This is a genomic window from Paenibacillus faecis (assembly GCF_008084145.1).
Classification (GTDB): domain Bacteria; phylum Bacillota; class Bacilli; order Paenibacillales; family Paenibacillaceae; genus Fontibacillus; species Fontibacillus faecis.
In genome coordinates, this window is the sequence record NZ_VSDO01000002.1 from 281,361 (window position 1) to 295,882 (window position 14,522).

General features: G+C 52.4%; 9 protein-coding genes. 7 read left to right on the top strand and 2 right to left on the bottom strand.

The window, feature by feature from the left end:
• The first annotated feature begins 161 nt into the window (after positions 1–161).
• Positions 162–1,712, top strand: a complete 1,551-nt coding sequence (locus tag FRY98_RS09100) for a response regulator transcription factor (RefSeq protein WP_148451455.1) — start codon at positions 162–164, stop codon at positions 1,710–1,712.
• A 65-nt stretch (positions 1,713–1,777) separates the two neighbouring features.
• Here FRY98_RS09100 and FRY98_RS09105 read toward each other — a convergent pair whose 3' ends face one another.
• Entirely contained in the window at positions 1,778–2,680 is a 903-nt protein-coding gene (locus tag FRY98_RS09105) for an AraC family transcriptional regulator (RefSeq protein WP_148451456.1), read from the bottom strand.
• Positions 2,681–2,819: 139 nt separating this feature from the next.
• Between FRY98_RS09105 and yicI the strand changes: the two genes are divergently transcribed.
• The 6 genes from yicI to FRY98_RS09135 all read left to right on the top strand — a co-directional run bounded on the left by yicI (position 2,820) and on the right by FRY98_RS09135 (position 13,531).
• Entirely contained in the window at positions 2,820–5,138 is a 2,319-nt protein-coding gene (gene yicI, locus FRY98_RS09110) for an alpha-xylosidase (protein ID WP_148451457.1), read from the top strand.
• Between the two features lie 162 nt (positions 5,139–5,300).
• Entirely contained in the window at positions 5,301–7,079 is a 1,779-nt protein-coding gene (locus tag FRY98_RS09115) for a sensor histidine kinase (RefSeq protein ID WP_148451458.1), read from the top strand.
• Between the two features lie 93 nt (positions 7,080–7,172).
• Positions 7,173–8,153, top strand: coding sequence for an ABC transporter permease (locus FRY98_RS09120; protein WP_148451459.1), 981 nt, complete (start codon positions 7,173–7,175; stop codon positions 8,151–8,153).
• A 15-nt stretch (positions 8,154–8,168) separates the two neighbouring features.
• Entirely contained in the window at positions 8,169–9,071 is a 903-nt protein-coding gene (locus FRY98_RS09125; RefSeq protein WP_148451460.1) for a carbohydrate ABC transporter permease, read from the top strand.
• Between the two features lie 256 nt (positions 9,072–9,327).
• A complete protein-coding gene (locus tag FRY98_RS09130) occupies positions 9,328–11,055 on the top strand; it encodes an ABC transporter substrate-binding protein (RefSeq protein ID WP_148451461.1) in 1,728 nt (575 codons plus the stop codon).
• A 103-nt stretch (positions 11,056–11,158) separates the two neighbouring features.
• Positions 11,159–13,531 (top strand): glycoside hydrolase family 95 protein, encoded by a 2,373-nt coding sequence (locus FRY98_RS09135; RefSeq protein ID WP_148451462.1) that lies wholly within the window; start codon positions 11,159–11,161, stop codon positions 13,529–13,531.
• 40 nt (positions 13,532–13,571) lie between these two features.
• On the opposite strand, the gene FRY98_RS09140 is transcribed toward FRY98_RS09135, so the two are convergent.
• Positions 13,572–14,405 (bottom strand): AraC family transcriptional regulator, encoded by an 834-nt coding sequence (locus tag FRY98_RS09140; protein ID WP_148451463.1) that lies wholly within the window; start codon positions 14,403–14,405, stop codon positions 13,572–13,574.
• Positions 14,406–14,522: the final 117 nt, after the last annotated feature.

The following is a 14,522-nucleotide window of genomic DNA, read 5'->3' on the forward strand; positions in this document are numbered from 1 at the left end:
TTATGTTTGAGGGATGCTGGAATAATCATTATAATTATATATGTAAACGCTTTATTCCCTTCTCTGTGGAGAAAGGTTTTTTTGCGTTCAATCAAGTGTTATATGTCGGGTAGGAACGCTGGACAGAACACACGGTAATACTTCCGACAGGGGGAACCTGCATGATTAAAGTGCTGATTGTGGACGACGAACCTAAGCTGCGCGAAGGTTTGCGGACTTTCATAGATTGGAACGAATACGGATACACGGTCGTGGATACGGCCGCCAACGGCAACGAAGCATTGGAGAAGTACCAAGCCCACTTGCCCGATCTCGTTATCGCCGATATCCGGATGCCGGGGATGGATGGTCTGCAGTTGATCCAGCGGCTGCGCCAGCTCGATCCGATGCTGCATATTTTGATTCTGAGCGGCTATGCCGACTTTGATTACGCCAAGAAGGCGATTACCCAGCGGGCGGACGGCTATTTGCTGAAGCCTGTAGACGAAGAGGAATTGATCGATTATATCGAAAAAATCAAGCTGCAGATCAAGCAGGAACGGTTAGCCGAGCAGTGGAACAGCGTAACCAGGGAATGGAGCCGGGAAGCGTTTATTCAGGTGCTTCTGGCCGGCGCCGAGAAGGATGAAACCGAACTCCAGCAGCGAGCGGATGACCTTGATCTGCGGTGGAAGTGCTACCAGGTCCTGCTGATCACCCTGCATGTGGATGAGGATGCCGACGACGAAGCCTCCAGCCACATTCGGCAGAAAATGGTATCCCGATTTGAAATGACCGGCCGGGGGTGTGTATTCAGCTTCCATACGCATATCGGCATTTTGTTGAAAGCTCCGATTCTCGGGGTCGAAACGGACAGCGTTTACCAGGGAATTCGCGAAGCCGTTTCCGAGACGGGCGCGGAATTTTCGGTTGCGGTCGGACCGAAGGTCGGCGGGTTGAGCGAAGTGGCTCGTTCCTTTCATGCCGCACGGGAATTGAGCAAGCATCACTTTTTCCTCGGCAATGACCGGCTGCTAACTTGCGATATGTTGGAGCATTTTCAGAAGGAAGTCCCGTCTGTGGTGGATCACGGTTCGGCGGAGTTTTATGAGCAGCTTTATTACGCGGTTGAAGTAGGCAACCGGGAGACTGTCAAGGCGCTGATCCGCCGCAAAGGTCAGGCTCTCGTGGCCGAAGGACAGAGCGAAGGCGATATCAAGCGGAGGTTTGCGGAGCTGCTGACGGCGATTCTCGGTAAAGGGCTGAAGCAATCGCCGGAGTTGCAAAGCCGCAGCAAGGAATTTTCGGACTATCTCTCCGAAATTTACAAGGTTCGCACACTGGAAGGGCTCTATGCCGAAACGGAATTTTTCCTGGAGCAGATGATGAGTCAATTGAACGAAGGCGGAAAGCACCGCGAAGTCAAAGTTATGCTGGATTTGATTCACCGCAATTTCAGCGACAATTTAAAACTGGAGACCCTGTCGGGCATCTTTAACTACAACAGCGCCTACCTCGGCAAACTGTTCAAGAACGAAACCGGCGAGTATTTTAACACTTATCTGGACAAAGTCCGGATCGAAAAGGCCAAATCCCTGTTGGAAGAAGGGCTGAAAGTTTACCAGGTTGCCGAGAAGGTCGGGTATACCAATGTAGACTATTTTCACAGCAAATTCCGCAAATATGTGGGGACGTCCCCGTCCGCTTACCGGAAAACGGCAAACCATGCATAAAACCCGGCTGATCAGCCGGGTTTTGTTTACGGGTAAAAAGGCAGCCCCTGGCATAAACTAATCTTTTAAACTTCGACTCCGGTACGGAGTTTCTTGCGGAATTCCGAGGGGGAGCATTTCATCGTTTTTCGGAACACCCGGATGAAGTAGCTGATATTGTCATAACCGACCTCAAGAGCGACATCGGAAATCTTGCGTTCGGGATCCCGGAGCAGCTCGGCGGCCTGGCGAATCCGGTAAGAGTTGATATAATCCATCGGCGTTTGCCGGGTCATGGATTTAAAGAACCGACAGAACTGCCCCTCGCTCATGGGGATTAACGAGGCCAGTTCGCTCAGCCGAATCGGGTTCTCGTAATTGTGCTGGATGTAATGGATGACCGTCTTCAAGCGTTCCAGCTTGGAAGATTCGCTCCGGTTGCTTGCGGTCCGGTTGCAGGTTTTGCCCTGCCCCACCGTTTCGGCCAGCATCAGGTAGAGATGGCCCTTGACAGCCCCGGCGAATCCCGGCAATTCGTCGCTGCAGCTTTTCATGATGGAGACGATGTGGTCAAGCAGGCCGGATTCGCAAGGATCCCCCCTTTTGATATGCCTCGGGAAGGTCGCTTTTCTTTCTTGCAGGGGCAGGATCAAATTCTCCTGAACGGCGTCGTAATGGGCGCTGGCCAGCAGATTCGTATCGAACACGAGGGAAAAGAAGGCGCAGCCCGCTTCACCCAACGCATGGGCGGCATGGATGTCGCTTCCGTCCACAAAGACGGCTTCCCCGGCCCGTACCGGGAAGTAATCCGTATCGATTTGAAAGAGGGTTTCTCCCTCTACACAGTAAAAAATTTCAGCTTCCTCGTGCCAATGGCAATCGATGACATGTTCCCCGGGACCGTAGCGGAACCAATAAGTTCCGAAAGGCAGGTGCTCGTCGCCGTGGGCCCGGCTTTCCTTTAAAGAGCGCCGCAGAGCTTGATCCATGATGTTCACCTCAAAATTGTGTTATATTATCATCGAATTATGTTAGAATGATTTCTTTTTAATCAGTATAATGCAAGTGTAAGAGGATTTATAGTGGAAATAAAGACAATATTGTAAATCGAAAGGCGGTATATCTCCAATGAAATTTACCGATGGAAACTGGCTGATTCGCGAAGGATTCAAACTTTCCACCGCAGTTCAGGCCTACGATTTTATGGTTCAAGACCAAACGCTGACGGCCTCCGCGTCGACGACGCCGCTTCGCGGCCGCGGCGATATGATTAATACAACCTTGCTTACCGTGCAGTTCCACTCGCCGCTTCCCGGCGTGATCGGCGTCAAGTTGATCCATTTTGCGGGGACCGTCGATCACGGCCCGAACTTTGAACTTGCGTCCGGCGGCGATCATGCCGTAATTACGGAAACGGAAGAGTACGCCGAATTGAAGAGCGGCGATCTCAGCGTCCGTATTTCCAAAGGGGCCCAGTGGTCGGTGGATTTCTACCGCGGAACGCAGCGCCTGACCGGCAGCGCCTTCAAATCGATGGCACACGTCACCGATCCGAACGGCGAAACCTTCATGCGGGAAGAGCTGGACTTGAGCGTGGGCGAATTGGTTTACGGTTTGGGCGAGCGCTTTACGGCCTTCATCAAGAACGGGCAGATCGTGGATATCTGGAACAAGGACGGCGGCACCAGCTCCGAGCAGGCTTACAAGAACATTCCGTTCTACGTAACCAACAAAGGTTATGGCGTGTTCGTCAACGATCCGGGCGGCGTTTCGTTCGAAGTGGCCTCGGAAAAGGTCAAGAAAGTTCAATTCAGCGTTCCCGGCGAATCGATCGAGTATTTTGTCATCGACGGACCGCAGCCGAAGGATGTGCTGGACAAATATACGCAATTGACCGGTAAACCATCCCTGCCGCCGGCTTGGTCGTTCGGCCTCTGGTTGACTACGTCCTTTACGACCGATTACGACGAGGCGACCGTGAACTCGTTTGTGGACGGTATGGCGGAAAGAGATTTGCCGCTGCACGTCTTCCATTTCGACTGCTTCTGGATGCGCGAATTCCATTGGACGGACTTCAAATGGGATGAGCGGGTGTTCCCGGACCCGGCGGGCATGCTGAACCGGCTTAAAGAGAAGGGCCTCAAAATTTGCGTTTGGATTAACCCTTACATCGGCCAACGCTCCCGCTTGTTCGAGGAAGGCAAGAAAAACGGCTACCTCGTGAAAAAACCGAACGGCGACGTATGGCAATGGAACCTGTGGCAGCCGGGAATGGCTTTGGTGGACTTCACCAATCCGGAGGCTTGCGAATGGTTTGCCGGTTACCTGCGTGAACTTGTGGACATGGGCGTCGACAGCTTCAAAACCGACTTCGGCGAACGGATTCCGACCGATGTCGTGTACCATGACGGTTCCGACCCGGTTAAAATGCACAACTACTATCCGTACCTTTACAATAAAGTTGTCTTTGAAGTGCTGGAAGAGAAGCTGGGCAAGAACGAAGCCGCTCTGTTTGCCCGTTCGGCGACGGTCGGCGGACAGAAGTTCCCGGTTCACTGGGGCGGCGACTGCTACGCGGACTACGAGTCGATGGCGGAAAGTCTGCGCGGCGGTCTGTCCCTCGGCCTGGCGGGCTTCGGGTTCTGGAGCCACGATATCGGCGGATTCGAGAACACGGCGCCGGTTCATGTATTCAAACGCTGGCTCGCCTTCGGTTTGCTGTCCAGCCACAGCCGCCTGCACGGCAGCAGCTCCTATCGCGTGCCTTGGGCCTATGACGATGAGGCGGTGGATGTAACCCGCTTCTACACGAAGCTGAAATGCAGCTTGATGCCATATCTGTACGATACGGCCGTCTACGCCACGGAGAAAGGCGTGCCGAGCATGCGGGCGATGTTCCTGGAATTCCCGGACGATCCGGCCGCCGAAACGCTGGACCGCCAGTATATGCTGGGGGATTCCCTGCTGGTCGCTCCGGTGTTCAGCGAAAGCGGCGAAGTTTCGTACTTCCTGCCTGAGGGCAAGTGGACTCATCTGTTGAACGGCAAAACGGTGGAAGGCGGCAAATGGCAAAAAGAGAAGTACGACTTCTTCGGTCTTCCGCTGTATGTACGCCCGAACAGCATTCTTCCGATCGGTGCGAACGATACGCGTCCGGATTACGATTTCGCGGACGGCGTGAAGCTCGGCTTGTATCAGTTGGACGAAGGCGTCACCGTTACCCGTTCGGTTCGCAACATGAAGGGTGAAACCGAGCTGCTCGTGACCGCGGTTCGCGAAGGCGGCAAGATCAAGCTCACCGCGGAAGGCGCAGGTAAGGCCTTTAAAGCGGCGGTTTACGGCATGGGCGAGATCGCATCCGTGGAAGGCGGAACCCTGAACGGCGAAGGTGTCGTTGAAGCGGCTTCCTTCACGGGCAAAACCGAGCTGGTCATTTCCCTGAAATAATCAGATTGCTCTTTTGCCCGTACTTAAATTAATATGATCCTAGCGAGCCGGACAGCCGGCTGCGCCCGAATATCCCCGCTTTGCTCAAAGCAGGGGATTTTCGGTTTTTATCGGGCGATTTGGTTATTTCTCCATTTTGTCCGAAATGCGGGAGGCATGGCGATGTTAAAGAAAATCATCCGGTTTACAAATAATCTGAAGCTGAAGCACAAGCTGATCATCTCTTACATTCTTGTGGTGATGATTCCGGTCTTGATCGTAGGTGGGAGCCTCGTCGGCTTTTTTCGGTCGGAGGCGATGGAACGGGCCATTGACCAGGCGACGAATAACGTGGAGAAGACGAAGTCCCAACTGGGAAATATGCTTAGAGTCCCGGTGGACGTCTCCAACACGCTCTTGCTGGATAAAGATTTGGAACGCGTCGTATCGACGCGGTACGACAATGTTTTGGAATTGACGAAGGCTTACTTGAACTATTCCGGATTTCAGCAGTTTCCGAGAACCTACCGGGAAGTCGCCTCCGTTCGTTTTTATTACGATAATCCGACTTTGATTAACAATACCCAACTGATTCCGGTGACCGACAGCATCGCGAAGACGGAGTGGTACCAGGAGGCGCTGAAAACCAAAAGCATCCGTTGGGCCTACATCGCCGTTGACGACGTCCTTCCCGTCGGGAAGTTAAGTCTGATTCGCCAGCTTCCTTTTCCCGATCAGCGGACAAGCGGGGTGCTGATGGTTTCGCTCGACCAAGAGGAATTGAACCGGATCCTTCGCCAGGAGCCGTTCGAGACGTTGATTGTCGACGATCAAGGAATTATCGTCGCCGCCCAGAAGCCGGGGCTTGTCGGAAGAGTGCTCGATCAAATGGATTACGGAAGAAACCTGAGCACTAAGGGAAAAGGGACGCACCAATTGGAGATCAAAGGCGAGAAATCCTATGTCGTCGTGGACGATGTGTTCCCGGAGTCGAGCGCCAACGGTTTAAAGATCATCTCTTTTTTCAGTACGGAATCGATTGTGAAAGATGCCAACAGAGTCAGTTTGATCGGTCTGCTTATTATATTGCTCGTGCTGCTGTTCGCGCTGGCGTTTGTTTATATTGTTTCTTTCCTGACAAGCAACCGTCTTTTGCGCCTCAGCCGGCACTTGAACCGATTGGCGCTGGGAGATTTAAACGTTGTTTCCCGGATTGACGGGAACGATGAAATCGGTCAGCTGTACCGTCAGTTCAACTATATGGTGGAGAGCATCCGAATGCTGATGGACCAGGTCGTGGAGAAAACGGAGCAGAATACCGCGCTCGAGCTGGCACAGCGTGAAATCAAACTAAAGATGATGGCCAGCCAGATCAATCCTCACTTCTTGTTTAATGCCCTGGAGTCGATCCGCATGAACGCCCATATGAAGGGCGAAAAAGAGATCGCTAACGTCGTAAGGCTGCTGGGCCGGTTGATGCGGAAAAATCTCGAGGTCGGCAGAGAGAGAACCCCGCTTAAGGAAGAAGTGGAAATGGTTCGTTCTTATTTGGAGATTCAAAAATTCCGCTATGAGTCGAGGCTGCAGTATGAACTGAACGTCGATCCCGAGGCGAATGAGATCCGTTTGCCGCCGCTCATTATCCAGCCGCTAGTCGAGAACTCCGTCGTCCACGGCGTGGAGGACAAAGAAGACGGCGTTGAAGTGGTCATCGAGATCAGGAAGCTGGAAAACCATATCCTGGTCAAGGTGAAGGACAACGGCCTTGGCATGACCCCGGAACGGCTTGCGGAGGTGCAAGGCTCGATCTCCGGCAGCGAGGAATCGGAAGAAAAGCGGATCGGGCTTCGCAATGTCCATCAAAGGCTCGTTTTGTCATACGGGGAGCCGCATGGCTTGAAGATTTCCAGTAAATACGGCAAAGGGACGGAGATTTCGTTTACCATTCCATGTAATGTCTAATTTTTATATGGTTTTCTCTAAAATCTACCGGGTATTTCCGATTTTCCCCCTGCTTTATCATAGAGGTATAGCAGAGAAGGGGGGATTGGACACATGGAAACGCTGTCAGCAAAACCCGGGACCAGAAATGAAAGCGCCATCCCAAAGCCGCCCAAGAAGCGGAAGCAAGGGTTTTGGAAGAGTGTGGTACAGCAGAAATATCTTTACCTAATGTCCTTACCATTCGTTATTTGGTTATTCGTATTTAACTATCTGCCGATCTGGGGCTGGACGATGGCCTTTCAGAACTATAAACCGGCTAAGTCTTTTACCGATCAGAAGTGGGTGGGTTTTAAAAACTTCGTGGAATTGTTCCAGGACGAGAGATTTTATCTGGTCTTGAGAAATACGCTGGCCATGAGTCTTATGGGCCTGGTCGTAGGATTCATCGTTCCGATCGCTTTTGCCGTATTCCTGAACGAGCTTCGGGGGAAACACTTCAAGCGCACCGTACAAACGGTATCCTACTTGCCTCACTTTGTGTCTTGGGTCGTTGTAGCGGGGATCATTACGAAAATGCTCTCCAGAGACGGCGGGGTCGTGAACGATATCCTGCTGTCGCTAAACATCATTAACGAGCCGATCCAATTTATGGCCGAAGGGAAATGGTTTTGGGGAATTGTAACCGCTTCAGATATGTGGAAGGAAACCGGTTGGAACGCCATTATCTACTTGGCGGCGATTACCGGGATCGATAAAGAACTTTACGAAGCAGCCCGGGTGGATGGTGCGGGCCGGTTCAGACAAATTTGGAACATCACGCTTCCGGGGATCCGAACTACGATCTCTGTGCTTCTGATTATGTCGATCGGTCACCTGATCGGAATCGGGTTCGAGAAACAGTTCCAATTGAGCAATTCGCTTGTAACGGATTACTCCGAAGTGCTTGACTTGTATGCATTGAACTACGGCATTAATATAGGCCGCTTCTCCTACGGTACGGCGATCAGTATGTTTACTTCCGTAGTAAGTATCATTCTGTTGCTGTTGGCCAACGGCATCATGAAGAAAACAACGAAAGAAAGCATCATGTAGGAGGAGGGGACGAAAATGGCGACACAAGCATCATTTAACGCTACCAAGTCCGAACGGATCTTCGATGTCGTTAACGTGATTATTATGACGGTCATCCTCGTCATCACGTTATATCCATTCCTGAACGTGCTGGCGATATCCTTGAACGATTCAACGGATACGGTCCGCGGCGGCATTCATATCTGGCCGCGTGAATTCACATTAGAAAACTATAAAACGATTTTCAGCTACAGCGGTTTGATCCAAGGGTTTAAGATCACGATTCTGCGTACAATTTCAGGAACGCTGCTGGGCTTGCTGAGCGCTTCGATGCTGGCATACACCCTAAGTCGACCGGATTTTACATCACGAAAATTCGTTTCCGTGTTCCTGGCGCTTACGATGTATTTTTCCGGCGGTCTGGTGCCGACGTATATGCTGATGAGACATTTGGATCTGATCGGCACATTCTGGATTTATATTCTTCCCGGGATTGTCAGCGCCTTTAACGTCTTCGTCATCCGCTCCTTTATCGACGGGTTGCCTTATGCGTTACAGGAATCGGCGAAACTCGACGGAGCCAATGATTTTACGATTTACTGGAGAGTGATTCTTCCGCTCTGTAAGCCGGTTTTGGCGACAATCGCGCTGTTCCTGGCGGTAGGCCAGTGGAATTCCTGGTTCGACACGTACTTGTATAACGGGAATAAGCCACATTTGACAACGTTGCAGTTCGAATTGATGAAAATTCTCCAAAGTACAAACCAAGGCGCCAACATGGTGAACGCCAATGACATGGCCAACCAGATGGCACAGGTTTCGCCGGAGTCGATCAAAATGGCTATCACGATTGTTGTTACGCTTCCGATATTGTTCGTCTATCCGTTCCTTCAGCGGTATTTCGTTTCGGGCATGACGCTTGGCGCGGTTAAGGCGTAATAATAGGTGCAGCAAACTGAATGTTACAGTTCCGCCGCTGTCAGGGTTCGGCGCGGCGGAACACGTTTCTTGAAGTAAAGTCAGACCCTTTTAAAAGAGCAACAATGTAAGCCTTTACTTCATTCGAATGGATGAGGGATGTTTCGAAAAAGAATTTGAACACGCTTAAATTGGTAAAAGGTTTCTTAATTGAGGTATATGCAGGAGTACCTGTTATACAATATAGCTTCTATATTTATATGAGGGGGAACTAGAAATGAAGTGGAAAACGCCTAAGACTTTTGCAGCGCTTCTATTGGCAAGCACTCTGCTTGTCGGGGGCTGCGGTAACTCCGGCAAATCCGGTAACGATAGCGCTACAGGAAACAAGGGAAATGCGGGGCAGGAGCAAAAGGCGGACGATAACAGTCCAATTACATTTACTTTCTTCGGCGCTGACGCCAGCCCGAACTGGAATAACATGCAGGACGATGTCGGTAAAGTCATCACCGAAAAGACGGGCGTTACGATCGATGCCGAATACGACGTAGGCAGCGGCGGCGGCGAGCAGAAGATTTCGCTGATGGCGGCGAGCGGCGAAGTGCCGGATATCATTTTCGCTAAAGGCAATCTTGGAAAGCTAATTGACGCGGGTCTGCTGGTTGACCTGGCTCCGTTGATCGAGGAGCACGCTCCTAACATCAAGAAAATTTTCGAAAAAGACATGAACCGTTTGAAATACAGCAATGAAGACCAGGCTATCTATTCGATCATGACCAATGGCGGCGTGGACCAACAATCTTTCGACGCTACCGGCGGTTTCGAGATCCAGCAGCGGGTTCTGAAAGAATTGGGGTACCCGAAAGTTCGTACGGTCAAAGACTTCGAAAACGTACTGAAGCAATATGTGGAAAAGCATCCGACCACCGACGGACAACCTACGATTCCGCTTACTTTGAATGCGGACGACTGGAGAATCATGATTACGGTAACGAATCCGGCATTCCTGGCGACGGGTGCTCCGGATGACGGCGAATACTATGTAAATCCGGAAACTTATGAAGCTAAACTGCATTACAAACGTCCTGAAGAGAAAGAGTATTTCCGCTGGTTGAATCATATGTACAATGAAGGTCTGCTCGATAAAGACAGTTTCGTCCAAAAAGAAGACCAATACAAAGCCAAAATCGCCAGTGGGCGCGTTCTCGGTCTGATCGACCAAGAATGGGGTTATCAAGATGCGGAAAACGCCTTGAAAACGGCCGGTAAAGACGAATACACTTACGCTCATTTCCCTGTAACCTTGACGGAAGAATACGAAGATCATTCCTTCCAATCCGCCGGAGTCGACGGGTACGGTATCTCGATCACGACAGCTTGTAAAGATCCGGTTCGCGCCATTAAATTCCTGGACTGGATGTCCTCCGAGGAAGGCCAAATTCTCCGCAACTGGGGGATTGAAGGCAAGCATTATACGGTTGATGCAAATGAAACGCGCGTAATTCCTGCAGAGATTCAGGATCGTAAAGTCAACGACGCTACGAACTTCCAAAAAGAATCGGGTATCGGGATGTACCTGACTTTGGGCGCCCGTTACGGCGATGGCGTTAAAGATTCGACAGGCAATTATTATACAACGAACTTCCCAGAGCAAATTATTGCCGGCTATACCGAAGCGGAAAAAGAAACGTTGAAGGCTTATAACTTGACAACTTGGAAAGACCTGTTCCCGGCGGAAGACGCCTTCCCTGCGAAAGAGTGGGGCGCACTGTATAACATGCCGGTTCCGACCGATGGCGATTACCAAGTTATTTTCAAGAAGACCCAAGACATTATCCGCAAACGGATTCCGGAAGCGATCCTCGCAAAACCGGCGGATTTCGACAAAATTTATGACGCTTTCCTCGCGGAACTTGACAAAGCCGGAGCAGAGAAGATGGAAGCGGAATACACCGAACTGGTTAAAGCCAGAGTCTCGCTGTTCACAGGCAAAGAGATTCAATAAAATAAAGCGTTTGCAGCAGCCAATATTATAGTATATTTTATGGAAAAGGCCCGTCGTTACGTTCGGGCCTTTTCTACAAGTTTCAGGGAGTGGAGGCGTTAGAATGAAGGATGGGAACAAGCGAACGGAAAGGCACTTGAAGCTGTGGTATAAAGAGCCCGCTTCCCGCTGGGAGGAAGCGCTGCCGATCGGAAACGGTCGGATCGGCGGGATGGTATACGGAGGCGACCGCAAAGAGGTGGTCGCCTTGAATGAAGATACGTTATGGTCCGGATATCCCCGGGATACGCAAAACTACGACGCGCTCCGTCATTTGGAGCGGGTAAGAGAAATGATATTTTCCGGGAAATACAAAGAGGCGGAGCAATTGATCGATGCGAAAATGCTCGCCAGAAGAACGGAGTCCTATCAACCTTTGGGTAACTTGGAGCTGGAGCATCCCGGGGATGCGCCCGCTACGGACTATTACCGGGATCTCGACTTGGAAACCGGGATTGCCGGTGTTTCCTGCAACCGTGGGGACCGGAGGTATAAGCGGGAGATTTTCGTCAGCGCACCGGATCAGGTGATGGTTGTCCATTATACCGCTGCTGAAGGAGCTAGTCTGGACTTGACGGTTGCCTTAAATTCGCCGCTTCCCTATGAATGCAAGGCCATTCTTGAAGGAACGGGTTTGCAAATGAAGGGAACCGCGCCCAGCCATGTCGCCGACAATTACCGGGGAGACCATCCCCAATCGGTTCTGTTTGAAGAGGGGCGGGGGATTGCGTTCGTAACCGAGGTGCGGGTCGTTCAGGAGGGAGGAACTGCCGCTGCCGACCAAGAGGAAATTCGCATAGAAGGTGCATCCTCAATCACCATTCTGCTGGCGGCGGCGACGAATTTCCGCGGCTACCAAGTGATGCCGACGACGGAAGGGGCCGAAGAAGCGGCCGACGCCTGCGCGGCTGTTTTGGATGCCGCCCAAAAGCTCGGGTACCGGGAGCTTCGCCGCAGGCATGTGCAGGATCATCAAGCGCTGTTTAGCCGGGTGGAGATCGAATTAGGCCGCAGCGACAGCAGCCTGCTGCCAACGGATGAACGGTTGGAACGTTACCGGGCGGGTAATGAGGATCCCGCTTTGGAGGCGCTTTATTTTCAATACGGAAGATATTTGCTGATGACCAGTTCCCGACCGGGGACCCAGCCCGCTCATTTGCAGGGGATCTGGAATCCGAGAATTCAACCGCCGTGGAACAGCAACTATACGACCAATATCAATACCCAGATGAATTATTGGCCTGCCGAAGTCTGCAACCTGAGCGAGTGCCATGAGCCTTTGTTCGACTTGATCCGGGAATTGAGCGAAACAGGCTCGAGAACCGCCCGGATTCATTATGGAGCCAGGGGATGGGTCGCCCATCACAACGTCGATCTCTGGCGGATGTCCACCCCGAGCGACGGGGAGGCCAGCTGGGCGTTCTGGCCGATGGGCGGGGTCTGGTTATGCCAGCATCTCTGGGAGCATTTCGCTTTTACCGGAGATGAAGCCTTCCTGCGGGAAACGGCCTATCCGTTAATGAAAGGCGCCGCGGAGTTCTGCCTCGATTGGCTGGTTCCGACCCCCGACGGGCGGCTGGTCACCGCTCCGTCCACGTCCCCGGAGAACAAGTTTTTAACCGGGGACGGGGAACCCTGCAGCGTATCCGCAGGCTCCACCATGGATATCACTTTGATTCGCGAGATCTTCGAGCACTGCATCCAAGCGGCGGGGCTGCTCGGCACGGATCATGAATGGTCCGGGCAGCTCAGCGCAACGCTGGAAAGAATGGCGAAGCCGCAAATTGGTCCGGACGGCCGCCTGATGGAGTGGAGCGAGAATTTCAAAGAGGCGGAGCCCGGACACCGACACGTCTCTCATTTGTACGGTCTATATCCGGGGAACTCCATAACTCCGAAAGAGACGCCGGAATTGGCCGAAGCCGCCCGCCTGTCGTTGGAGAACCGGATCGGCCAAGGGGGAGGCCATACGGGCTGGAGCTGTGCCTGGCTGATCAACCTATATGCCAGACTCGGAGACGGCGAATCGGCGTACCGTTTTGTGCACACGCTTTTGGCCCGGTCGACTTATCCGAATTTGTTTGACGACCATCCTCCGTTCCAGATCGACGGGAATTTCGGAGGCGCGGCGGGGATCGCCGAAATGCTGCTGCAGAGCCACCGTGGCGGAATCGACCTGCTGCCTTCGCTGCCGGAAGCCTGGTCGACAGGACGGGTCGGCGGGTTGAAAGCGAGAGGAGGGTATACCGTCGACATCGTTTGGCAAGAGGGGCGGCTTGCCGAGGCCCGTATCCAAGCCTCACGCCCAGGGTGGTGCAGAATCGTTTGTTTGAACCATACGCTACGCGTATCCCTTTCGAACGGTGCGCAGGCGAAGCGCGAAGGGGACGCCTTTTGGATGGAGGTCGGGAAAACGTATACAGTGACCTTAGCCTAAAAATCGAACAGGCCGGTTTAACGCCCTTCGCTTTTCCGGCTTAGTGAAGCTTGCGGAATTGCTGCGGCGTCATGCCCGTATGTTTGCGGAACGTGGCGACGAAGTGGCTGGTGTCGCGAAAACCGGTTTCCGCCGCAATGCTGGCCACCGTATGGTCCGGAAAGCCGGCCAGCCGTTCTTTGGCTTTGTGAATCCGCTTCCGCACCAGGTAGGCGTAAGGGGACAGCTCGAAAGTCAACTGAAAGAGTTTGCTCAGATGCCGGCTCGAAATGCCGAGCACTTCGGCTAGCGTATCCAGTCCGATATCCGGGTTGCCGTAGTGCTGTTCCATCCAGGCAAGCAGGGGCTCAAGCTTTTCCATGTTGCGCGTAACCGAGATGGCGCTGGGTTGGCCATACTTGCTGAGAAGACCGAGAAACCGGTAGATCCCGGCCGAAGCTTCCAGACCGAACCGGTCGGTTCCGGCTTCAAGCATCCCCAGCATGGAGCTAAGCAGTGCCGTCAAGGGAGCATCGGATTCCCAACGAAAAAAGGCCGGCTCCCGAATCATATACGAAGACAGGATCGAGGGGGCCGCATGACCGCCAAAAGTGAGATACATCGTTCTCCATACACCGCTGCCGCTGGCCTCATACCAATGGGGAAGACCGGGGGGCAGCAGAATACCGCTATACGGCTCCAGAAGGACCGTCTCCGTTCCGTATAACAACGTCCCTTGCCCGGACTCGGTCTGAATCCAATGGTAACAGGGATAACCTTCGGGGCGGACGATGGGTTCCTGGTAAGGATTATAGCCGATGCTTTCTACCACCAGCGGAAGATGGGGGTTACCTGCTGGCGAAAAGACAAACCTGCGAACGACAGGGGGGTTCATTCGAGTCACCTCAAGTACCATATTATTATATACCGTGACAATAATATTATATGTAAAGCCATTTCAATACATTTTACAATGAGAATATAATTATATCATGAATAAAGGATGTGTTCC

What these genes read in the sequence shown, in the direction of transcription:
- FRY98_RS09100 (WP_148451455.1), top strand. Translation starts at nt 162, where the DNA reads ATGATTAAAGTGCTGATTGTGGACGACGAACCTAAGCTGCGCGAAGGT.
- FRY98_RS09105 (WP_148451456.1), bottom strand. Translation starts at nt 2,680, where the DNA reads ATGGATCAAGCTCTGCGGCGCTCTTTAAAGGAAAGCCGGGCCCACGGC.
- yicI (WP_148451457.1), top strand. Translation starts at nt 2,820, where the DNA reads ATGAAATTTACCGATGGAAACTGGCTGATTCGCGAAGGATTCAAACTT.
- FRY98_RS09115 (WP_148451458.1), top strand. Translation starts at nt 5,301, where the DNA reads ATGTTAAAGAAAATCATCCGGTTTACAAATAATCTGAAGCTGAAGCAC.
- FRY98_RS09120 (WP_148451459.1), top strand. Translation starts at nt 7,173, where the DNA reads ATGGAAACGCTGTCAGCAAAACCCGGGACCAGAAATGAAAGCGCCATC.
- FRY98_RS09125 (WP_148451460.1), top strand. Translation starts at nt 8,169, where the DNA reads ATGGCGACACAAGCATCATTTAACGCTACCAAGTCCGAACGGATCTTC.
- FRY98_RS09130 (WP_148451461.1), top strand. Translation starts at nt 9,328, where the DNA reads ATGAAGTGGAAAACGCCTAAGACTTTTGCAGCGCTTCTATTGGCAAGC.
- FRY98_RS09135 (WP_148451462.1), top strand. Translation starts at nt 11,159, where the DNA reads ATGAAGGATGGGAACAAGCGAACGGAAAGGCACTTGAAGCTGTGGTAT.
- FRY98_RS09140 (WP_148451463.1), bottom strand. Translation starts at nt 14,405, where the DNA reads ATGAACCCCCCTGTCGTTCGCAGGTTTGTCTTTTCGCCAGCAGGTAAC.